This window comes from Spiroplasma endosymbiont of Panorpa germanica (assembly GCF_964019765.1).
Lineage (GTDB): Bacteria > Bacillota_I > Bacilli_A > Mycoplasmatales > Mycoplasmataceae > Spiroplasma_B.
Genome location: NZ_OZ026461.1, coordinates 942031 through 965353, shown reverse-complemented (window position 1 = coordinate 965353; position 23323 = coordinate 942031). Strand labels below are relative to the sequence as shown.

23 protein-coding genes and 1 pseudogene are annotated in these 23323 nt (G+C 26.6%); 18 read left to right on the top strand and 6 right to left on the bottom strand.

Annotated features, from left to right (window positions below):
* Positions 1-316: 316 nt before the first annotated feature.
* Positions 317-877 carry a hypothetical protein gene (locus AACK87_RS04430; RefSeq protein ID WP_338972069.1) on the top strand — a complete coding sequence of 187 codons (561 nt, stop codon included), beginning with the start codon at positions 317-319 and terminating at the stop codon, positions 875-877.
* A 48-nt stretch (positions 878-925) separates the two neighbouring features.
* Positions 926-1780 carry a ribosome-inactivating family protein gene (locus AACK87_RS04425; protein ID WP_338972066.1) on the top strand — a complete coding sequence of 285 codons (855 nt, stop codon included), beginning with the start codon at positions 926-928 and terminating at the stop codon, positions 1778-1780.
* Between the two features lie 154 nt (positions 1781-1934).
* On the opposite strand, the gene AACK87_RS04420 is transcribed toward AACK87_RS04425, so the two are convergent.
* Entirely contained in the window at positions 1935-2066 is a 132-nt protein-coding gene (locus AACK87_RS04420; protein WP_338972064.1) for a hypothetical protein, read from the bottom strand.
* Positions 2067-2110: 44 nt separating this feature from the next.
* Here AACK87_RS04420 and AACK87_RS04415 point away from each other — a divergent pair, with 44 nt between their 5' ends.
* The 6 genes from AACK87_RS04415 to AACK87_RS04390 all read left to right on the top strand — a co-directional run bounded on the left by AACK87_RS04415 (position 2111) and on the right by AACK87_RS04390 (position 7281).
* The gene (locus tag AACK87_RS04415) at positions 2111-2344 is read left to right on the top strand and encodes a hypothetical protein (RefSeq protein WP_338972061.1); all 234 of its coding nucleotides are present in this window, start codon (positions 2111-2113) and stop codon (positions 2342-2344) included.
* A gap of 251 nt (positions 2345-2595) precedes the next feature.
* Positions 2596-2730: a hypothetical protein gene (locus tag AACK87_RS04410; protein ID WP_338972059.1), complete on the top strand. Its 135-nt coding sequence runs from the start codon at positions 2596-2598 to the stop codon at positions 2728-2730.
* A gap of 63 nt (positions 2731-2793) precedes the next feature.
* Entirely contained in the window at positions 2794-3531 is a 738-nt protein-coding gene (locus AACK87_RS04405; protein WP_338972057.1) for a putative cysteine peptidase, read from the top strand.
* Positions 3532-3551: 20 nt separating this feature from the next.
* Complete coding sequence (locus tag AACK87_RS04400) at positions 3552-4151, top strand: hypothetical protein (RefSeq protein WP_338972055.1); 600 nt, start codon at positions 3552-3554, stop codon at positions 4149-4151.
* 218 nt (positions 4152-4369) lie between these two features.
* Positions 4370-5341: an LD-carboxypeptidase gene (locus AACK87_RS04395; protein WP_338972052.1), complete on the top strand. Its 972-nt coding sequence runs from the start codon at positions 4370-4372 to the stop codon at positions 5339-5341.
* Positions 5342-5622: 281 nt separating this feature from the next.
* Complete coding sequence (locus tag AACK87_RS04390; protein ID WP_338972050.1) at positions 5623-7281, top strand: hypothetical protein; 1659 nt, start codon at positions 5623-5625, stop codon at positions 7279-7281.
* A 203-nt stretch (positions 7282-7484) separates the two neighbouring features.
* Here AACK87_RS04390 and AACK87_RS04385 read toward each other — a convergent pair whose 3' ends face one another.
* Entirely contained in the window at positions 7485-8291 is an 807-nt protein-coding gene (locus tag AACK87_RS04385) for a hypothetical protein (RefSeq protein WP_338972047.1), read from the bottom strand.
* Positions 8292-8651: 360 nt separating this feature from the next.
* Between AACK87_RS04385 and AACK87_RS04380 the strand changes: the two genes are divergently transcribed.
* Genes AACK87_RS04380 through AACK87_RS04370 form a run of 3 tightly spaced genes read left to right on the top strand, consistent with a single transcriptional unit; the run spans position 8652 to position 12125 of the window.
* Positions 8652-8990, top strand: a complete 339-nt coding sequence (locus AACK87_RS04380) for a hypothetical protein (protein WP_338972046.1) — start codon at positions 8652-8654, stop codon at positions 8988-8990.
* Positions 8990-9586 carry a hypothetical protein gene (locus AACK87_RS04375; protein ID WP_338972044.1) on the top strand — a complete coding sequence of 199 codons (597 nt, stop codon included), beginning with the start codon at positions 8990-8992 and terminating at the stop codon, positions 9584-9586. Before AACK87_RS04380 ends, AACK87_RS04375 begins: the two co-directional genes overlap by 1 nt.
* Complete coding sequence (locus AACK87_RS04370; RefSeq protein WP_338972041.1) at positions 9576-12125, top strand: Z1 domain-containing protein; 2550 nt, start codon at positions 9576-9578, stop codon at positions 12123-12125. Before AACK87_RS04375 ends, AACK87_RS04370 begins: the two co-directional genes overlap by 11 nt.
* A 253-nt stretch (positions 12126-12378) precedes the next feature.
* On the opposite strand, the gene AACK87_RS04800 is transcribed toward AACK87_RS04370, so the two are convergent.
* The 3 genes from AACK87_RS04800 to AACK87_RS04360 form a co-directional block, all read right to left on the bottom strand.
* Positions 12379-12465 carry a hypothetical protein gene (locus AACK87_RS04800; RefSeq protein ID WP_422397210.1) on the bottom strand — a complete coding sequence of 29 codons (87 nt, stop codon included), beginning with the start codon at positions 12463-12465 and terminating at the stop codon, positions 12379-12381.
* Between the two features lie 7 nt (positions 12466-12472).
* Positions 12473-12655 (bottom strand): DNA/RNA helicase domain-containing protein, encoded by a 183-nt coding sequence (locus AACK87_RS04365; RefSeq protein WP_422397209.1) that lies wholly within the window; start codon positions 12653-12655, stop codon positions 12473-12475.
* 199 nt (positions 12656-12854) lie between these two features.
* Positions 12855-15335, bottom strand: a complete 2481-nt coding sequence (locus AACK87_RS04360) for a DEAD/DEAH box helicase family protein (RefSeq protein WP_338972039.1) — start codon at positions 15333-15335, stop codon at positions 12855-12857.
* Positions 15336-15546: 211 nt separating this feature from the next.
* Here AACK87_RS04360 and AACK87_RS04355 point away from each other — a divergent pair, with 211 nt between their 5' ends.
* Genes AACK87_RS04355 through AACK87_RS04345 form a run of 3 tightly spaced genes read left to right on the top strand, consistent with a single transcriptional unit; the run spans position 15547 to position 19676 of the window.
* Positions 15547-17031 carry an HsdM family class I SAM-dependent methyltransferase gene (locus AACK87_RS04355; protein WP_338972036.1) on the top strand — a complete coding sequence of 495 codons (1485 nt, stop codon included), beginning with the start codon at positions 15547-15549 and terminating at the stop codon, positions 17029-17031.
* Complete coding sequence (locus AACK87_RS04350) at positions 17000-17776, top strand: hypothetical protein (protein ID WP_338972033.1); 777 nt, start codon at positions 17000-17002, stop codon at positions 17774-17776. The genes AACK87_RS04355 and AACK87_RS04350 overlap by 32 nt, the downstream gene beginning before the upstream one ends.
* Positions 17769-19676, top strand: coding sequence for an AIPR family protein (locus AACK87_RS04345; protein ID WP_338972031.1), 1908 nt, complete (start codon positions 17769-17771; stop codon positions 19674-19676). The genes AACK87_RS04350 and AACK87_RS04345 overlap by 8 nt, the downstream gene beginning before the upstream one ends.
* Before the next feature lie 162 nt (positions 19677-19838).
* On the opposite strand, the pseudogene AACK87_RS04340 reads toward AACK87_RS04345, so the two are convergent.
* Positions 19839-20231: pseudogene (locus AACK87_RS04340) on the bottom strand (family 1 glycosylhydrolase); the annotation flags it as partial.
* 478 nt (positions 20232-20709) lie between these two features.
* On the opposite strand from AACK87_RS04340, the gene AACK87_RS04335 reads away from it, so the two are divergent.
* From AACK87_RS04335 to AACK87_RS04320, 4 genes are all read left to right on the top strand, one after another.
* Positions 20710-20844 (top strand): hypothetical protein, encoded by a 135-nt coding sequence (locus AACK87_RS04335; protein ID WP_338972026.1) that lies wholly within the window; start codon positions 20710-20712, stop codon positions 20842-20844.
* Between the two features lie 337 nt (positions 20845-21181).
* Positions 21182-21766, top strand: coding sequence for a hypothetical protein (locus AACK87_RS04330; RefSeq protein WP_338972023.1), 585 nt, complete (start codon positions 21182-21184; stop codon positions 21764-21766).
* Between the two features lie 75 nt (positions 21767-21841).
* Positions 21842-22381: a hypothetical protein gene (locus AACK87_RS04325; RefSeq protein ID WP_338972020.1), complete on the top strand. Its 540-nt coding sequence runs from the start codon at positions 21842-21844 to the stop codon at positions 22379-22381.
* Positions 22382-22457: 76 nt separating this feature from the next.
* Positions 22458-22973 carry a hypothetical protein gene (locus AACK87_RS04320; protein WP_338972017.1) on the top strand — a complete coding sequence of 172 codons (516 nt, stop codon included), beginning with the start codon at positions 22458-22460 and terminating at the stop codon, positions 22971-22973.
* The last annotated feature ends 350 nt before the right edge of the window (positions 22974-23323 follow it).

Sequence of the window (23323 nt, the reverse complement as noted above, 5' to 3'; positions counted from 1 at the left end):
CTTAGAGCATCTCGCTTTGTCGCTTCAAATTCAAATTCATCTGTATTATTAAGTTTGCTATTATTTTAAAATCATTAAATTATTTTTTGATTTATAATTTTTATTGATTTTATGAGTTTATTTTAAAATCAAAAATATTATTAAAATCGATGCTATAATATTTTTGTACATAACTAAGGGAGGTAAGGTTTATACAATGTACATAATTTTATACAATTGTAAAACATATCAGATTAGTTAAAAAATACATTTAATAATTCCTTTTTATAATTTAATTATTACTATTTCAATAGATATTAAATGGAGGAGTGAATTTTTGAAAAAAACAAGTTCTATAATAGAGGCTCCGCTCTCAGCGTCGCCTTCAAACGATAATAGTGAAAATAAAATGGATCAGTCATATAGCGAACCTTCAGGTTCTAAACCATCACCAAGAAACACCATCATAAATGTTGGGTTGAATGAAAAAGTCGTTGGTGGTATCAGTTCTCGTTACACTAGAAGTGGCTCGTTGACACTTTTCAAACTGCTGGACTATGCCGATGACATTGATGATTTCAAAGAAAAGATTAAAACTATTGAATTTGAAGATTCTACAGTAAGACACTATTCTTTAGGAAATCATTTTCTATCTAAAGAATTAAAATACACTCAGATTCCTTCGTCGGTACTGGATTCAGGAAAAAAGACTTTTTTTCATAGTTATAAGAATTATGGATGAGCCAATCATCAATCAGGAATTGATTTAACATATGAAGTGGTTCCGTATTCACGAATAGTAGTGCTTCATTGAGAAATGTTTGCCGAGGGAAGATTATCAGATACATACCCTTGAGTTTCTTGAGATTTTAAACAACTTTTATTAATTAATTCCTAAAAAATCTAAAATTTATTATTAAATTTTATTTTGAAAATGGGGGTTTAAATGAAAAAGACATTAAATAAAAACGATATCACAGAACTATATTCTGCACCAATTTTAGAACCAGAAGAAAATTTATCTCAATCTAAAGAAACTAAAGAAAATTTTGATTTAGTGAGACAGGGTGGCAAACCTCCAGAATTTGAGGTTGTACTTGATCTTGTAAATGGCCAATCATTTATTGAGGGATTATCAATCACTAGGCTCAACCTGGTTTCTGCCAGAGGGGTTGCAACAAGAATAGCTCAATTGGGACATATTGGCGAACCTTTGATTAGTTTAGATGGAAGACAAGATGGCTACTTTCTATTAACTTTACGACATAGTGGTATTCAATATGAAGAGGGCCCAGGAATAAGAGTTGTTGTCACTCTTGGTGATTTATATGTTGCAGGAATTATAAATAATAATAACGAATACTTTCATTTTGGTGATGTTGATCAACAATTTAGAAATATTCAAGGGTTCAGAACCGCTGGATTACTTTATCGTTCCGGAAATTATAATCACTTAATTGGTAATGGTAATTTGCATATTAATTGGGCAGCTGTTTCAAATATGTACCAAAGTCTACTGAATTTTAGCTCAAGTTCTAATTCTTCAGGAACGCAAAATAGAAATTTAGTAATATTAATTACTTTGATTTCTGAATCGCTACGCTTTTATCGAGTAACATCTTTAATGGTTGGAGTATTAGAGGCAGACTCTTTCAACTCAATTAATTGAGCTGAAAGAATTCGACCAACCGTCACTAACTGAGGTGGAATCACTAGAACATTTTGAGATAATTCTTATCCTTTTGATGCCATTCGTTGAGTTTTTATATTAGCATTTTATGCTAATAAGCCCAATGGATAAAATAAAAACCTCAATTTAAAAATTAGTTTCAAAACACCATCAAGATTTCTTGATGGTGTTTTTTTGGGCATAAATTATTTAGCATCTTTAAAAACCTTACAAAAAATATTGCAAGGTTTTTAAGATTGTTTTAAGTAATCTAAATTTTTACCAATTAATTTTTATAAATTTCAACTTCCAAATTATTTTTAATTTTTCATACTGGCATAGTATCTGTGAAATATTCAAACCCACTTGAAGTATATTGTCTTCGACGTTTTGTTTGTAATTTAATTGATCACCTCAAATAATTACGTCTTATAGGGAAGCGGCTTAATTTTTGGAATCTTGATGTACCTGCAAAATGCTCTTGCTCCAACTGTGGTTACCACTTGATTTGGGGGAGGTTATCTGTGAGGGGTGAGCTCTATTATGGTTAGTTATGGAGTTACTTTCTCAATGAAAATATTTTTAGGAAAAATTAAATATTTCGAAAACCGTAGTGCTTCATTAATTTTAGAAGACTATGATGAAGATACTGTTAAGTTAAAAACTATTCTTAAAGATGAATGAAAAGGATTATAGAAATTGAAAAAACTAAAAAAATCAAAACTAAAAATTTAAAAAAATTGACTAAGGCCAAAAATGTCTAAAACTCTATATTCATTAATAAAATAAAAACATCATTAAAAAATTAATGATGTTTTTATTTACAGTGGACAAATAGCAAATTTAAATGTACTATAACGGTAGAAAAAGAATCTGTTTGCTGTGACACCAACCCTTATCTTGAGATTATAACTTTATAAATTCACAAGATCAAAGGAAGGAAGATCATGTTTAAAATTAGTTCGATATTACTTTCAAGTTTAATAGCAACACCAAACTTGCTAGCAATAAAAAATGTTAACAACGAAAATAATAATAATATCCTAGTTCAAGAAGCTAATATGGAATCCCAAGTTAGGTAATCAGGGGGCAATCCAATTGGTACGCCAGCCACAGATAGGGAAATACTTGGATTTTCTAATAAGGTGACAAACTATCAATGATTCACAAAACTAAAATCTAATAAGTCATTTGGCTATACAGATAAAACTGTTTTAAGAGGCTCAATGGGATTGTGTGAATATATTTCCTTGTCAACGATAATGACATATTTGGAATTATTTAAAACTCCATCTGTTTTTACCCAAAACTCTTTTAATGAATATTTTGATTACTCACTAAACAATTACAGCGAGAAAATCATCGCACCATATCATAAACACTATCAAGGTAATAAACCTGAAAAATCTTTACCCGTTAAACTATGAGAACTAAATAATAAAAAAACAGATTTAAAAGGAGGGGGTTCTGTTCACACTACTTTCAGAAATTGAAATAAGCATTTAAATCTGCCTTGAAAAATGGACGATGAATACAGTGCTGCATGGTTGCATACTTCAAGTCCTGAGGAGTGACTTATTAAATACGATGTTCCAGTTATGGTTTCTTGAGCTAAAAATCAGCATAATATTGTGATTTATGGACATGATAAACCCACAAACAGATATCTGGTTCATTATGGATGAGAATATAAAGAATCTCGAATTATAAATAAAGCGGATATTTGAAGACTTTTTTCAATGGGTTTTTGAAACGCTTTTTATCCAACCCCAAATGTAGTTAAGGGGGAATTAAAACTCTTGTTTAAATATAAAGGTCAAAAATACAATTGAACCCAATTAGAAAATATGGGATTTAATGCTGATGATATTGAGGAAATGTAAATAGTGAAAGGAACTTTAATATGAAAAAAATTATTTTAACAATGCTCTCGGGTTTAGTAGCAGCAACCACAAGTTCAATGGTTGTCTCATGTGGGAAATCTAGAGTTGATTTGAACAGTGTTATTCAAGAAAGGAATTTAGGATTTATCCCAATTCCAAAAAGAGAGTTAGTTTTAGACAGAATAAAGGAATTAAATCCCGATATTAATTATTTGAGAATTGGTTTGAAGATAGGATCAAATATTGCCACTATTTCACAATTGGCAGGAGGAATAGCTTATAAAATTGGCAGTACTGCTAAGTTATATTACAATTCAAAACTAAGTTATGGTGGTGCTGACGAACCTAATTTTAAGTGCAATTTTAATGAGTTTCAAAGAAAGGGCAGCTTTATTATTAATATTTTAGACAAAACCTATGATCCAAAAATAGATCAAAAAATTTATTACGGATTAGATACACACGTAGATATAACACATGTAATCGATAAAAATAATGATTTCATCATAGTTACGCTTGAAAATAAAACCACTGAAATTGATGATGAATATCTTGAAGAAAATCTTACTATATATTGACACGATGCATTCCTGGTCGACATTGATATTACATTTATTTAAAGCTTTTTTTGTAAACGAAGTTATAAATAGTTAAATTGAACTCTTGATTAATAGTTCAATTAGAATAGGATGATTTAGAATTTAAATTATACAGTATGAATATCAACTTGATAAGTTACCAATTTAGAGTATTATATTTATAGAAAGAAATTTGTTGTTAGGAATAGAAACATTTAATTACTAGTAAAATTTATTTTAAAAAAATAAGGAGTTTTAAAATGAAGATCGGAGTTTTTAGCGCAAGTGCCCCAGCTTTTCAGCAATGTCCAAATCGAGCGAATAATGCAATTGAGTTTTTGCAAAATAAAGGTCATGAAGTTATTCTTGGAGAACTTTTTTATAATAAAGATTTTTATCGATCAGGGAGTATTAAAGATCGAGCCAATGAATTCAATAATTTATTAAAATTAAAATGCGATATTTATATCTCATCCATTGGGGGTTTTTGCAGTAATTCAATAGTGTGTTTAATCGATTTTAAACTTATAAATAAAAACATGATATTTGTTGGAAACTCTGATGTTTCACCAATTCTAAATACAATTTCTCAAAAAACAAAAGCTCGAGTAATTTACGGTCCATCATTAATTTCTCATTTTGGTGAATGAGAGAAAATTTATTCTGATAAAACATATGCTAAATTGATGGAATCTATAACAAGCAAAGTTAATGTCATTGAAGAATTTGACTATTGAACAGATGACTACATAAATTGAGATAAATTTGAAAATGCCAAGCAAAAGCACAAAAACAAAACTGAATTTGAAGGCAAGGGGATTATAAAAGGGAAACTAATTGGGGGCAATTTGAATTCTTTAGCAACTACCGATTTATTTTGAAAAACAAAATCCTTTAAAAACAAAATTTTATTTATTGAAGATAGTCATAAAAACTTGGAGCAGATCGAAAAGTTGTTTTCATTTTTATTTATCAGCGGAGCTTTAAAAAATATCAAAGCTATTATATTTGGCAAGTATGAAAAATATGAAGACTTTGGTTCAAAAATTAAGCCTCATATTTTAATGAAGGAAATATACAAGGCCAATAAAATTCAAATTCCAAATTTCGTCTATTACATTGATTGTGGCCACACCCATCCCACAAATAGTCTTTTATTGAGAAAAAAAATTAAAATTGACTTTAATAACAAGGAAATCACTCAATATATCAAGATAAAGGATTTAATATAAATTATTGACTATACAAAATTGCTTATTAATGTTGACTAAACAATAATGAGACGTTTTTTAGTTAATAAATATCCGATCTGGATTTTAGTTTATAAAACTAATTCAACTAGCATAATTATTTAATTGATAAATATAATTTTAAGTCATACATAGCAAATTCAAAAACTTAGGTGTTACTTTGCATAGATAGGTTTTTAATTTTGTTATTATGTTTTCAAATGTTAATTAATATATAATAATATTATATATTTGAAAAATTACTAAATTATTGGAGGTTTAATTTGAAAAATAAAAAAAGATTTATTAAATTTTACGGATTAAATAATTTTTTTGCTAAATCATTTCTCGACAGTGTTAGAGATAATTTTGATTACATCAAAAATCATAAAAATAAATGCGTAGAAAAAATAAATTCATATGAGGAACTTATAAATGAAATTGAAATTCATATTTTTCAATGACAAATTCAAAAATTTATAAAAGATTGAAAACAAGCAAAATCAAAAGACGAAATAAATTTTAAGGAAGATTACACCGAATTGACTGAAAAAATAGTGGATGAACTAAATTATGGAAAAAATAAAACGGAGTTATACATGGTTAATTTTTTTAAAAAAAATTTTAATTATATTTTGACTATGGATGAAACATTGCTTTCTGAATATTTTAGGGAATTTTTGCAGGATGTTTTTTTCCAAAAGAAGTATCAAGTTGATGGCGACAATAAAATAAAGAAGTTAACCATTGATAGACTTGCTAATGAAGGTTTCATGATAAATATTATTTTAAATAATTTTAAAAATTTTAACAAGGATTTAAAATATTATTTTGTAAAAATAATTGAAAAAAATGATTTCTACATGAATGATCTTTATAACTGTGATTTGTTTTTTGAATGTCTTTTACTTTACTTTGATTTTTCAAATGAAATTAATAAAGTTGAGAAAATATTTAATAAATTTACGAAGAAAGTTCTCGAAGACAAAAAATGAGATTTTCATTTAAAAGAATATTTACTAAAAAAATTCAAATTTATGTTTGAGAAAAGTAGAGTTATAAATAGCAGTTCTATTCAAAATAATATAAAAATATTGGATAATTCTGTGCAAATTGATCATGCTAGTACAACGGTATTTGGTAAATCAAGTCACTTCGAAATGTCTAAAGATGACTTAAAAAAATATACCTATGAAAGTAAAAAAATTATAAATAATAATGGGTTTCTTTTTCTATCTTTTAATAATAATTCAGAAAAATTATTATCATATCTACCAAATTATAATGTAAATTCTAATTTAGTAAAAATACTTAATCCAGGTAATTTTTCTCAGTTAAAAGTATCCGTTCAGAAGTCTTCTATAAATAATATTGCAAATTTTTTTAATGTTTTTTTTATAAATAATCCCAGATATTATGCTCAGTACTATCTTATTTTGATTAGAAAAATTGATTGAATTTTAAATTATTTTAATTTAAGTAACTATGAAATTCAATATTTTAAATCACACTTTGATAATTTATTTAGTACATTTCAGATAAAATGAAAATTTGCAAATCTTGCAAAAATGCAATGCTCATTATTTTCAATAATTAGTGTATTTGAAAATTTACTTAAGATGATTTATTTCAAAAATTATTCTAATAATGGAGAAGAAAAAGAGTTTAAACCTTCAAGAGATCTTATAGAGAACTATGAAAAAGATGAATATAATTTTAAAACTATTTTCTTAGACTTCATTTCAAAAGAGACAATTGAAACTATATATTGACACCTTTATTTGGATATAAAAAACAATGGCTTAGATTTAAGAAATTCGCTTATGCATGGAGATGTCTATAAATTAGAAAATAATACTTCTTTGTCGTATAACTGCCTAAGAATAATTTTGCTATCAACTATTGAAGAAATTTTTTACAATATTTTCTTTAAAAATATTTAAAATCGGCGCCCATTCATACAATAAATCACATAATGAAATTTAGGACTAAAATTGGAATAACTAATTTCAATATTTTAATTTTAAGCTTCCAAAACTTCTCGGCTCAAAATTCATTACATGATTTAAATAATTAGTAAAATATAATCTAATACTTTAGTTTTTGAATATAATTATCTTATATAGTTTAATGATAATTTATTTCATTAAATTTCAAGAAAATTTTTAAAAATAAAAATGTATTCTTTTGTAATTTTGTTAAAATTCTTACCTTTTTGATTTTCAACATTTTCAAAGAAGAGTCAAAATTCAGTTCAAAGAGCCTTATATTCGTTTAATATTTCATCATTTCAACCTGGTTTCTCTGTTTCTAACTGAATGCTAAAATATGAAGTTTTTGAATTTAATCCCATTTTTCTGTTTACCGCAAATCTTTGACTTGTTTCTATTTCAAAGTCATTAAACAAATTAGAGTAAATCAAATTAGCCTCATAGAATTTATTTATGTTATCTTTGACTTTTTTATTAGCTGCAAAGATTTTTGAAATAAATTTTACTAAAAGTTTTAAATATATCCCAAGGATAAAGAAATTGGTCAAATCAATCATTAAACTAGATAGTCAATGAATTTTAAAATAAGCAATAAATTTTGTAGTTGCGATGAAGTTTGAAGCAATAAATATAAATAAAACTATCGCGAAAAGAATCAAAAAAATATTTTTTGCCTTACAATTTGTTATTAACCTTTTTCCTATGACGTTGTAACTTTCTTTACCTTTAAATCCAAAAATTTGCCGATGATTTATTTTTTCATCCAAGTTAACCTCTCAAAAAGCTAGTAATATAACAGCTAAAACATTAACAAATATTAATAAAAATAGAGAAAAATAAGTTACCCATCCATCTCCAATTCCCTGAAAAATAATAGCAAAAGGTAACGATAAAATAAAAAATAAAAAAATAATCGCAATTAAAATATAGCGGATAAAATCAATTTTTTCTCAAAAAGTCATTTTGTAATTAGTTTCCTTTCCGTAAATGAAAAGCCTTAGTTTTGGATTGTTTTTAATTTTATTTTTAATAATATTACCTCCATGTAATTACGTTACTAAAATAATAATCTAATTGCACTGCTTTTTCAATTAATAAGCAATTTTTATCAAAATCCTCTAAAATCTTTAGAGGATTTTTAATGTTTTTTCCTTTTTTAGAACGAATAATTTTCATATATTGGTTATTTTATAATAAAGGAGAGAATATTAGGTTTGTCTATAAATTGTAGCAATTTTTAAGTATTTAATTGCTATTGAAATTTTTTATAAATAAAATAATATAATATATTTTTATTGTATAATTATTTAAAAGAGGTTTTGATGAATATAGGTTGCTTAAGAGGATATATTGACAGCGGGTCTTTTAAAGAGTACGGAGAATTTTTATATTTTAATTTAATTGTTGATTGCCACGGTATTGACTCTGACTCAAAAATTAGCTCTGTAAGTGTAAGAATGAAAAAAAATTTAGCGTCTAAAATTTTAGAAGATAAGGATAAATATTGCACTGAAAAAAATCCTTTGGTAATAATCGGTTATATACAAATCTTTAAAGCGCATGGAATGTTTGCCCAGGAATACGCTTTATTAAGTGAGTTAAATGAAAAAAAACTTAGTATATCTGAATATATTTTAAGTAAAATTTGGAGAAACTTATAATGCTAGAACTGATAAATGATCAAATTTTTAATAAAAATCTAACAAATCTGGATGACATTTTTATTAATATTTTTAGACAAATGGGATTAAAAACAAGTATTGGAGAATTCAAAAAAAACATAATAGAAAAAATTAAAAATAGTGAAATAATTTTAATCAGACCAAATGAAATAAAACTAGTTAAAGAAATTCATGGTTTAAATTACCGAGACTATCTTAATAAAATAAAGGAATTATTAGATTTCAATTTATTTTCTAGATGCATAGATCCATCGAAATTTGAAAATATTGAAATGACCTTTTTTGAAATAAGTAAAAAAACCAAAATTAAAACTAGTGCTCACATTATTTTTTCAGTTCTGAATTCGGTTGATAATTTAAATTATGAAATAAGAGGAAATGTGTTTACTAACAATCTCAAAATAATAATTTATAAAAATAACCAAAAAAGTATTGAGGACAATCTCGATGAATTAAAAATATTGTCTTCTGAAATGAGTGAACTGAAATTGTATGATGTACTATCTAACGAATTTGGCTTTGACAATCATAAAGTTAGTTTAATAATGAAGGAGATTAGAAAAAATGTGTTATAAAATTTTAGAAGACTTTACAAATCTCTACAAGAGTTTTTTAAGTTTAGCATGGACAGAAGAAGAATCAAAAGAGGAAGCCATACAACTAGTAGTTAAAAAACACCCAATCACAAGAGAGCAGTTACTAGAGTTACTGGATAGAGGTTATTCAAAAACTATTGAGATCAAAAGAAAAAAGGAATATTTCGTTGATCCAATAAAAGAGGAAAATTTAGAATATTTTAAGGATTATATAAAGAACCTTCTAAATTCAGGCGAGTTTTTATATGATGATATAGAAGAAATTAAAAGAACCACATTAGAGATTGGAAAGAAAATAAATGTTTCAGATGAAGCTGAAGAATTTTCCATAAAAGGATTGGCATTGGGTGATATACAATCTGGTAAAACTACCAACTTCTTGGCGCTTGCAAATTTGGCTTTTGATTTGGGCTATATGAGAGTTATTATTCTTTCTGGATTAATTGAAGATCTTAGACTTCAAACGATGGAAAGAACCAAAGCAGCAGTTAATTATCCAAAAGATGGAACAAATAATAATTTTGATGAATGAGTATTGTTTAATGATAAGGGGATTAATTTACCAACGGCTAATGGAGATTTAAAAAAAGATGTACTTCAAAATAAATCCAATGAAATAAAAAGGAAAAGTGTATGAGTTATTAAAAAAAATGTCAATGTTCTTAAAAAAATAAATTCTTACTTCGAAGAAGTTAAAAAAATGAGTGAAGATGGTAATAATAAGCCAATAAATTATAAGACCCTTATAATTGATGATGAATCAGATTTGGCATCTTTAGATAATAAAAATCGTAATGCTCCAGAAGGTGAAGTTAGCAAAACCTTTGAAGAGATTACAAAGCTTTATAATTTGTTTAAACGTAAAGTTTATATTGGATATACCGCTTCCCCATTTGCTAATTTACTGACAGATAAAAATAGAGTTGCCAATGGTGTTAATTTATACCCGGACGACTTTATTACGATTCTAAATCCGGGATCAAATTATACTGGATTTTCAAAATTTAACGAAATTTGTGAAAATTCTGATCATGCTGTTTCTATCTTAAACGAAGAGGTAGTTAAAAATTTTGATGAATCTTTTAAAGTAAATCCCAAACTAATAAATGAAAACCCAATTTTTGAAAAGGTTTTTATAAATTTTTTATTGTCTTCTTCAATTTTGAGATTGAGAGAAAAAAGTTTAGAAGTTAAAAAAAATAAAATAAAAACTCTTATGATTAATATTAATCATAAAAATATCGCTCAATCAGAAATAAAGATTAAAATGGACAACCTAGTTAAATTTTATAAAAGCAACATAGATAGCCAAGATCTCATAAACAAAATTAAAAAAAACTACACAGAAAAATTTGAAGAAGTTTGTAATTTCGGTTGGGAAAGTGTGGAGAAGGAAATTTCATTAGTATTAAATCAGGATGAAATCGAAGCGGTTGTTGTAAATAAAGATAACAGCTCAATCAGCAGTTCTAAAGAATTGCAGATTTGAATTGGAGGATATAAACTATCTAGAGGGTTGACCGTTCCATGTTTGTTGGTGGTTCTGTTCTACAGAAATACTGGATTTGCAGATACGATAATGCAAATGACTAGATGATATGGATATAGAAGTGACTACATTGATTTAATTAGGATATTTTCAACAAGTAAGATTATAAATTATTTAATTTCTGTTTTTTCAAACTTTGAAACTTTAAAAACTGATTTGAGGGAAATGAATAGTCTTGATATCACCCCAGACGAATTTGATATTAAAATAAAAAGTTTTAACCCAGGATTGATACCAACCTCTCCTAATAAAATGAAAGGAGCTATTGAAGCAAATAGAACTACCTTTAGTGGAAGAAATTTTTTATCTACTTACTTTAGAGATGAAAATTCAAATAAATATAACCTCGAGTTGACAAAAAAATTTATAGAGAGTTTTAAGGTTGCTGAAAATAACCCTTGATTTAAAATTTATGAAAGTGTTGAATTCTCAACAATTGAATTTTTTTTGAATAGTTTAAAATTGCCTAAATCTCAAAAGGAGAAAATTGAATTAACATTATCTAAAATAAATAAAATTACCAAAAATGCTGCTTTTTATAAAAAATGAAAAATTGTTATTCCAACAAATAAAGGAAATAAAAATGGTGTTTTTGAGACTAAAGAATTTAACATTAATCTATCAAGCAAGTCTATTTTCTCCCATAACCTTCAGATGGATGATGAAACAAATTTGAAAACTTTTAGAGTGAAAACCGTACTAACCACAGCATCTGAAAATTTTGAATTAATTTCTAAATCACAAAAAGAATTCAAGTCACAAAAAGCTGTTATAAGAGAAATGAGCGATGGACCTGTTTTGTTCATTGTATTTTCAAAAATTATTTCAAAAGAAAACCCAGAAAATACATTTTTAGATGTAGCGCCAATATTTGCCTATATTATACCTAAAAATACAGATGAAGAATTTACAAGGTATTATGACGAACCATATTACATAAACACAACAAATAATATTGACGACAAATAGATGTCAAACACAGCAAAAATACAAAAGTAATTAAATTAATTATTAAAGTTAATTTAAAAAATGACTTTTTGGACATCCGAAAACAAGATTATTAAGTTTTAAAGAAATTTGAAATTCAACGATTTACTATTAATATCTTAAATATCATTTCGAATATTTAATAATTAAGAGTAAATAATGACAAAAGCAATTCGGTTAATTTAGTTTACTCAAAAAATAAATGCAAAATTAATTATTTTATTTTTTTGTGTATTTAAATTTTTAGCAACTCATCTTTCAAATACTCACCCAACCCTTTATCAACACAATATATATAACAACCTTTCATGGCGCGAGTCATTAAGGTTTTATAAGTATTTTTTAATAATTTTATCACCAATAAATTGAGTCTTTAATGGCTCAATTTTTTTACCTTTTAACCCTTTAACACTAGAATCATTTTTTGAACGTTTCTTAAAGTCAGTCTTTAATTTATTATTTTCATAAAACATGTCATCACCAATTATTACCCCAACATAATCAAACTCGATTCCTTGTGAAGTATGAATACATCCAACTTGCTCGAAGGAATCTTTTGATATAGCTCAAGTATCATCTTTAACTAAGTTTCAGCGTTTTTTAAAATCTTTAATTTCAATATCAAAAACTTGATCGTTATTTTTTGATTTTCAATCAAAAGTATAACCAGCTAATATTCTAGCTTTGTTGTCAAAAAATCAATGATTTTAATTAACTTATAATCTTTTTAATCTTTTCAACAATATATTTTTGAATCGAGATACCAAGTCTTTCAATATTAAATTCGATTGGAAAACTTGCGTTACCCCCAATGACAAATTGTGCTAAAAGATTACGGCTAGGAAAGTGCAAATCTTCTTTTAAAATAAATATATTATTTTCTTTATCAATCAAGTTGCCTAAATGACAATGTTTACTTCACAAATCTTCAATAAGGGGTTCATAAATTTTACGACCATATGGTTTAAAATGTGAACCTGATTTTAGTAAATAGCCACTCTGATCAATAGTTATTGTTGATAAGTACTTATTGTCTACTTTTTTAGTTAAAATTTCACCAATAGATAATTCTTCAATTTCGGGTTCAACGAGTTTAACAAAGTTATACAATAGTTTGTACTCGCGAGTTTTCTTATTATGCTCTATAACTAGTTTTCTCGCATCTTCTGAATTTAAACCGTTGGAATTTTCATCTTGATACTTCTTCATAAAATTAAAGAATTTTAAATCTTTAAAATCGTCCTCCAATGATCGCAGGTCCATTTTTTCCAATGAGCTAATATTATCAAACAATTCTAGACTATCACTAAATTGATATAAAATATTTGCCCATTTATTATCACTATTTTTATTAAATAAAAAATAAACCACCAATTCTTTTCTAGTGAAGTCATCATAGCATAGTGTTTTTCTAATTTTATAACTACCAACAGCTTTATTAAATTGAGTGTCTCATTTCATGGCTAAATTTTTTATAATTTTTTGATAACTTAGTTGATCGTAGACTAAATTAACATTTTGTAGTTCTTGAATTTGATAATTATTATTGGTCTTATCACTTACCAAATTTGTAATATTTGCTAAACGATTATACCAGTATGAATCATTGTTAATATTGGCAACTAAGTCAAAGACGTTTAAAACTTTATCGGGTTGCTTTCTCAAACCACGACCTAATTGTTGTAAAAATACAGTACTTGAATTTGTGGGACGAGCAAAGATAACGTTGTTAATGTTTGGAATATCAACACCTTCATTTAAAATATCCACGACACACAAAAAGTTAAGTTTTTGATTTTTAAAGTTTTCTAAAATTGTTGATCGTTCCTTATTGTCTTCGCTGGTAAGAACGGCGCTTTTGTAGTTATTTTCAAGTAGCATCTGATTAATGACTTGGGCATGTTCAATGGTAGTACAAAAAATCACGCAATTGTTATCAATATAAGAAATGCGCTTTTCAATGGTTTGTAAAATTAAATCGTTTCTCGTTTTTGTGTTAATTTTTTGTGTTAATCTATCAAGACTATTTAAGTCCTGGTTATCTAGAACTGTTGAGTCATCATTAATGAGAAAATAGTTCAACGGAGCTACTAGATTATTTTCTAGAGCATCGTTTAAACGCATCTCATAAATTGGTTTACCAAATATTGTTGTGATGTCGAATTTATCCATACGTTCAGGAGTTGCTGTCAAAGCTATTTTGTATTGAGCTTTAAAGTAGTTTTCGATTTTGGCAATAATATTTGTTTCACTTTTACCATCTAAATGATGAGCTTCATCAAAATAAATTACTCCAAAATCATTTGTTTGTAACTTTTTTTGGTCAATAAGATTATTCAAGCTTTTATCCACTACAAATAAATGGTTGTTTTTTAATTCCTCTGAATTTTCAATCCAGCCACCCTTAATTAAAGTGGTATTTGTTAATTTCAAGATTTTTTCAAAAATAGCTTTAGCATTAATAATAATTTCTTGACGATGAGAAATAAATAAAATCCTTTGATTAGCCATTTTTTTCATAATTTCTTGGTAAATGAAGGCTGCTAAATAAGTCTTGCCAGTCCCGGTTGGTAAAACAATCAAGTTTTTGAGCTGGTTACGTTTTTTAAAAACATCAATAACCTCTTCTTGATAGAGAAGTGGTTTAAAGACCTCAGCTTTAATGGCTTTATGGTTATCAAATTTCATAAAATCATTTGGGTCTAATTCGCTAAAATTAATCCATCCATAATGATTATCACAATCATCTCACATGTAATTAAAGTGATCGTTTAATATCTGGGCTTCTTCGTTTTTAACAAAAGAAAAGTTAATTTCTCCGCTTGTTAGTCCTTTGTTGGTCATGTTGCTAGAACCTGAGATTGCATAGATACCATCTTTAGTATTAAAGACATAAACTTTCATATGAATTGGGCTTTGGTAATTGATAACTTGGACCTTAATTTGGGTATTATTAAATTTATTAATTTGAGCTAAATCATCAATATTAAAAGAACTAGCAGCTTTATTATAGGTAGTTGTTAAAATTTGTAATTTTCCATTATTGGCAAAGAAACTTTCAAATTCTTCATAAAAGAGGTTAAAAGCTTCTTTGGTAATAAAGGGTGAAATTATCTTAATTTCATGGCTTTTTGCAATTAAATCCTTAAAAGTCTTAATTAATTTTTTATGTTCTAAATCTGTAAATATCATAATAATACCTCTATTGATATTATACTATTAATAATAATCATCTATTATTTTTTCCTCAAATATAAAAAAGATCTTTTTGAACCAAAAGGTGACAACAACTATTACTGCAATAATATTTTTATTATTTTGTTCACGGAAAATTAATTAAAGTAATAAAAATTTTATTTTAGATATTTAATGTTATATAATATTAAATATCGAGGAAATTTTTATGAAATCAAAGAAAAATGAAATCTATCAAAATAAAACAGGTGAAGTTTATACACCTGAATTTATCGTAAATAATATTCTTGACCAAGTTGGTTATATTCATAGTGAACCAATCTTTAATTATCAAATAATAGACAACAGCTGTGGACAGGGTGCTTTTCTTTTAAAAATAGTTGAAAGATTTTTGAGTTCGTCAAAACTTTTTAATTTATCTGAAAATGAAATAGTTTCTAAATTAGAATCAAATGTTCATGGTGTAGATATTGAAATTGAATCTGTTAAAATAGCTATTAAATCCTTGGACTATCTTGTTGAAAAAAACGGAATTTTAAAAAAAGTTAAATGGGATGTCAAATACGGTAATTCGCTTGAGATTAGTAAATTTAATGGAAAAATGGATTTTGTTGTAGGTAATCCGCCTTATATAAGAATTCACGACTTAAATTTTGAATTTAAGAAATTCAAATTTGCAACACAAGGTATGATCGATCTTTATTTAATTTTTTTTGAGCTTGGTATAGAAATGCTTAATGAAAAGGGGAAACTAGGTTATATCACACCTAATTCCTTTTTTACGAGCAGCTCTGGTCTAATAATGAGAAAGTTTCTTATAGAAAATAAAATGCTTTCTAAAATGGTTAATTTAAGACATTTTAACCCATTTAAGGGGGTTGTGACCTATCCAGCAGTTACAATTTTAGAAACTAACCATGCCTCAAATAATATGGAATATTATACATACGATGAAAAAAACAAAAAACCATTGTTTAGTAGTAAATTACCATATAAAGAATTATGATTAAATAACTGCTTTTATTTTGACTCAGTTAAAAATCTAATAGATTTTAAAAAAATTGTTAATACCAAAATTAGAGAAGACTTTGATGTGAAAAATGGGGTCTCAACCAATTTGGATTCATTTTTTTATAACCAAGATTATACCGGAAAATACATTTCAAAGGCATACAAAGCTTCAACGGGTAATTATACAAAAGTGTTTTTTCCTTATGATTCAAATCTAAACACTGTAACTCTAAAGGAAATTAAAATTAACAATAAAGAAATGCATTCAAATCTCTATTCATTCAAACCACAACTTGAAAAAAGATCGCTTCAATCACAGAAATGATATGAATTTGCAAGAACACAAGGTATTAAGGATATTAACAAAAAAAGATTTGCCATAAATTCTATAATAAGGTCGATAGACTCAATAAAAATTAGAGAAATTGAAGAGGGTTGCGTTATTTACAGCGGTTTATATATTTTGGATGAAAATCGTAATTTTGAATTTTATAAAAATATAATTTGCGAGCAAGAGTTTATTAATTATTTAAAAATTTTAGGAAAAGATAAAAATGGAGAGTATTATTCTTTTTCATCTATAGACCTTAAAAAATATTTAAGTTTCAAAATAAACCAATTGGAAATAATTAGAAATAAGGAAAATAAAAATGTTACAGAATTTATTAACTGAAAAAAATAAAGAAAAATTTGAAAACGGGATACTTGAAGTAGTTGAAAAAACAATTAAATTTATTGTTTCACCAAATCATATTGAAAATTCTAGAAGTAGCCAAAAGGTGGATGGGATACACGAAAGAATTTCTCAGGATCTAGACTTTATTTTGGGTAGTGATTATATGATAAGGACAAAGAAGACGACCGGAAATGAAGTTAACGTTAAAGGCGCATACGTAAATAAAAATGTAGACATCGCGATTGAAAGAATTTCTGATAAAAAAATTGTTGCAGTAATCGAGGTTAAAATGCACCTATCAAGTATTTCAAAAAATTTATCAAATAATTTTGAAAATTTATTAGGTCAGTCTGCAAATATGAGATCAGTAAATATACCTTTTTTTCAGGTTTCTTTCCTAAATGCAGAAGCGCCAGTTTTTTCATTAACAAATGATCTGAAAATGGAGACTATTAATTTAAAGTGGGTAAATCGTTATTTAAATTTGTCATTTGCAAACAGCAAAGATTTAAAACATGTCCCCGATTGTACTTTGATTTTTGCCTTCAACCTTCTAAAATCTGGGGGGCAATGCAAAAATAAGAGAGATTATAATCGTTTCATAGATGAAAGTTTTTTAAAAAAAGAAAATTCTATTCAAAAATATAAACTTGATCAAAATCTGAAGTTTGGACCTAATGTGATTTTTAATGAATATTTGGATTTTTTGGTAAATGTAGTAAATAAGATAAGAGGGTTAAAAAATGAATAAAGAAATAGAGGATTTTATAAATAACTTGGATGAATATGAAAAATTATGTGTCAAGACACATTACAATTTTTCAAGCGGAGCTGACTTTGAGGAAACAAAAAAATGGTATTTTGAAAATTCTGAATTTATTAGTAAGATAAATTTGCCAAATATAGGTGAACGTATTGAAGATGAGGAGTATATGTTTGCAACCGTTTTTGAAGATGGTTTTACATCAGAACAAAAAATTGATAAGATAATGAAATTAAAAATTGCTATAAAGAATTTCAAAGATGGATTGATTGATGAAAAAAAATATTCTCAATCTTTTCTTGAAGTTATTGATAGTCTAAAAGAAGCTGAACAGCCTAAAATCACAATAATTATTTTTTTTAATGAGACGTTAAGGGATAACGAAATAAAAGAAATGATTTTTAAATTAGATAAAGTATTAGATGAGAATGTTTCAATAGAAATATTTGATTTGAAAAGATTTGAAATCAATTTAGCATTAAAAGATTATAATATAAAAGAATCAAGCAGCGAAGTAAAAGATTTTGATTTTAAATTTCAAAATAAAAACAATTATAATAAGAATGATGGTAATAACAATATAATAAAATATAGTTCATCTGATGAAGAAGGCATTGTAATGTCAATTGAAGCGCATTCATTGGCCATGGCATATGAAAAATTTAAAAACAGACTATTCGATTATAATGTAAGATATTCTATTAGTAACGGAAAAGCTAATTCACAAGTCGACAGAGAAATTAAAGATACTATATTAAAGCAAAGAGATAAATTTTGAATTTTTAATAACGGTATAACAATTGTTTCCAATGATTTTGATGATCCCGATTTTTTTAGTAACAAAATACATCTGAAAGGTTTCTCAATAGTAAATGGAGCTCAGACTGTCACAAATTTATATAATTTTTGAAGGGGTAGTCAAGATAAAAATATCCTAAAAGATGTTTACGTTTTAGCTAAAATCATAAAACCAAAAAAAGAAAATTCTGGAAATTTAATTAGTGTAATTGAAACGATTACCAAAGCTGCTAATAACCAAAAACCAATAAAAGCAAGAGACTTTAAGTCTAATTCTAAAGAAATGCGAGAACTTAAAGATTTCTTAAAATGACGCGGAATTATTTTAAATATTAAAAGAGGTGACGCAGATTTTAAAGATAAGGAAGACAAAGAAGATATTATCAATTTGGAAAAATTTAAAAAAGAAGAAATAATAACAATTAATAACGAAGTGCTAGGCCAAAGAGTAATGGCTTTGCTATTGGGAAAACCTTGAAAGGCTTTGCAGAATAAGTCAAAGATTTTTGAAGACGAAAAAATTTACAAGGAGATTTTTCAGAATAAAAATTTAAACGAATTGGATTTTTACTCAATTATCAATTTCTTTGATGTTTCAAAAGAGAAATTGGAATCTTGCTTTAAATACAATATAAATATCGAATCCTTTAAAGAGAAATTAGAAATAAATGACATAAGCAGTATTATGAGAAGCACAATATGATGGATAATATCAGCTTTGTGAATGGTAGCTTCAAATAGGGATAAAATTGAAGATTTATTAAGATCGGGTGATTTCAAGGAATATATTTATAAAAATAGCGAAATTAAAAATGTGAATTTTGATCTAAATAAGGATGATAAAGAATTTGACGAAAACCTTACTTACTATCTTCAAGACTGTTTAAACGCTCTTGTCGAATCATATAATATGGCTGCTAGAGAAGTTAAGGATTCCAAAACTAAAAAAACCACCATTATTTCTAATAGTGCCTTTTCTTTTAGAGAAATTTATTTTGATAAATTTATTGAAAAACTTTTTTCAGTTGAAACTAAATTTGACATAGGAAAAAAAGCAGAACGTCTAAAAAAATTATTTGTGGAGATTTAGTAATTAAAATAGTTATGTAGATTTAATATAAAAAGGTTGCTGTTTCAAAAGAATATTTTTTTAACAATTAATCAATAAAGAAATCACTACAAAAATAATTTACAATTTCCTCAACCCCAAACTAAAATCCAAAAACCTAGTTGACCAATCAACTGGGTTTTGTTATTTGATATTTTTAGCGTTATTTTTAATAAGTTCTTGGTATCAATAAAATGATTTTTTAAAATAGCGTTTCACGTCTTTTAAATTATGTTCGTCTCGATCCACATAAATAAATCCATAGCGCTTTTGAAAACCTTGATGTGAGTAGACTAAATCAATCGCCGTTCAAGGATTGTATGAGATAACTACAACTCCTTCACTAATAGCTTTACGCATTTGGAGAATGTGTTCGTGATAGTATTGGATACGATAGTCATCTTCAACAGTATTGTGCTCATTTAATTGTTCACGAGTTCCTAAACCATTTTCTGTAATCATTAGTGGTAATTGGTATCTTGAGTATAATCCTCTTAAAGTGGTTCTAAAACCAATTGGATCTATTTCTCAACCATACAAACTTTAAAGCTATTTTATGCTCCGTATTAATCAAGATTTCTTTAGTTTTATAACCTATTTGCAGATTTTAAAAATTAGGTAACAAAAAAAAGACCTTTACAGGTCTTTTTTCGAACATTCAAAAGACGTATCTTATAGCTGTTCTTCGTGAACACATCACGCTCTATCGTCCCCAACATAATTGGTTAATATAATTATAGCATTTTATTTATAAAACTAAAGTGTATTTTTATTACACTTTTGAAAAACCTCTTAAATTTACTAAAATACAAATGAAATTAGTAACTATCTTGAATAGAATTGTCAGGTTCTTGTATTAAAAGAAAAGCATAATGCACAACAGACAGTTTTAGTGAAAATCGCCGATTATTTCAGTAACGCTTTATAAGTTTGCGCTTAATATGAACCTTGATTTCAACGAGATTAAAAGATATAGTATATATAATAGAAAATTTTTAAGGAGTACAGAATCGATATGTCAAAATGTGCAAAAGAAATAGAACAAGAATTGTTAAAAGTTAACAAAGCTTGAGAACAAAAATTTGAGAAAATGATACAAAATATGGTTCAAAATGGTCTTAAAATTAATTTAGAAGATTTTGAATCATAAAAATAGATATTGTAAACAATTATTAATAATGTATAATAACTTTAAACCTAGTCCTGGTGCAAGAAATTGCAGATCGGGGACATAGTGCTTTAGACTTTTTCGCGAAAAAGTCAAAATTAAATTAAGTTTAGTTTGAAGCACTATTTTGGGAATTGATAAATTTTTAAAGAGTGCTTTGGCACTCTTTTTTAAATCTTCATTTTAAGGAATGAAAAATAAATAAATTGACTTTTTAAACTTCGACTTTATTAGATAAAAAGAAGAGGTTTTTAAAATGCTAAATTATTTATGTTTTTGATTATTTATTAGTCAGAAACTAAGAAAGGAAAAACAGTAAATGAATAAAGAAAAAAGACATCAAATTTCTTTTAGAATTTCTTCTTTAGAAAATTTGAGTATTTATGAAATGTTTAAGGGTCTTCATATGAATAAAAAGGAGAAATTCAAGATCTCATTTTCAAGAACAATAGAAAATAAGTTAATAAACATTATGAAGAAAGAAATTATTGAAGACTCAGAAGATTTTGTTTTAAAAAGCGTTGAAAAAACTCTGGATTATCAAAATAGAGAATTGGTTAACAGAATTTTTGCTAGAAGTGATGTGCACACAATTGAGGTGGTCAAATGGCTACATTCTTTTGATGTTAAACTAAATTTTATTATTAACCTACTATCTGAAGGTCAAACAATAGATTTAGAGGGTGTTGCTAAAGATTTCATTAAAGATACACCATGAGCGATTAAGCTTAAAAAAAGGATAGCTGATCATTATAAAGTTGAAGAAAATAGGATATCCAAGACTAGAAGGTTTGAAGCTATTAATAATAGCTTTATTAAAAATAATAAAGAAGACAAGAAGGAAGAAATTAATAGCTTTGAGCTTGATCGCAAATTAGAAGGTAAAAATAAAAGTGAGAAATAATAAAGAAAAGACTTTAATATTAATTTTATTAGTATAAAATTAATTTAATAACAATTATCAATTGGGGGAAATAGGATGAAAAATAAAGAAAAGGCTATTATAAATATAATTTCAGATTATTTTAGAAAACATAGCAAAGAGTTTAGTTCTAATGAGAAAATGGGTTTAATAGGTGTTCAGAAGGATGTGACAAAACATTATTTTATGTTACACAAGGCAGCTTATTTCATTGAGCTCAGTCATTTTTTAATAACTGGAGAAAAAATGCTCAGTTTAGAATTTAAAAGTTTTGATAACGGTAGTTATGCAAGTTCTATCAATTCTAATCAACAAAATATTGACTCTTTAGTTTCAGGTGATATGAGTTTGTTTACAGAAAAGGAACTTGATGTCATTAATAAAACTTTGAAGTATCTAGTACAATTGTCTATTGAAGAAGTAATTGAGTTAAACCATATTGATGCTGGATGAAGATATTTTTACCAAAACGACGATTTCGACTCAAGTGTGATTAATTTTGAAAAAGTGAGAGAGCACTACAAAAACTCGCCCTTGGCAAGTAACTACATCTCGCTTATTGGTTTTGATCCAAAAGAAAGTGCAGTTTTAAGATAGAATGGTTATAAAAAATTTAGTCTTGAAAATTTGAAGAAAAGAGGGGGCATATGCTAAATATCCTCGTTTTTTTCTTGTGTCAAAGTGATCTAACGATTTAGAGTTGAATCTTATTTCTCTGACATCTAAAAAAAGACCGCTGCCACAATTTTTTGAATTTAAGACAAATTGCAAAATGTTTTCAAGATCCGAGCCTAAAGAAACATACGCCGTAACTAATAATTTTCTACAAATAAAACTAAAAAATATTTCAAATGATGATTTCGAAAAAATAGCTTTTAATTCTTGTGATTGTAAAACAGGGTGTTTGGATGAAGAGGTTTTTAGAAAAATAAATAATTTTGTGGAAAAATCATATAATATTATAGACCCAGAGAGATTTAATTTCAGAATGCTTGAACAAAATAAAAATCGTTATAACACGTACGACAAAACAGAAAGTATTTCTGACTTTAAAGAAATATTAGAGTGGAATATAAAATCCTGAAATAAATCAACTGACCTTAACGTCGCCTCGACTAATGAATTGAGCCTACTTAACAAAGTTAAGGAGAACCTATTCAAGGAAGGGGATATTTTAGACCGGAAATAAATTAAATGTAAACTGATGAAAAGACCCTAGATTATCAAAATAGAGAATTGGTTAGCATAATTTTTACTACAATCAATAAATAAAAAATTGTGGTGGTCAAATGTTCACATTCTTTTGATGCCAAACAAAATTTTCATACTGCTGTATCATCTGAAAGTATCGTTAAAGATTCAGACGCTGCTGCTGATTTGATTAAAGTTTCACCATGAGCTATTCAGCTTAAAAAACCATAACTGGTAATTATAAAGTTGAAGAACAAAAAGTATCAAAGATTAGAAGGCTTGAAGCTATTAGTAATAGCTTTATTAAAAATGAGAAAGAAGAAAAACACAAGAAATTAATTGCTTTAA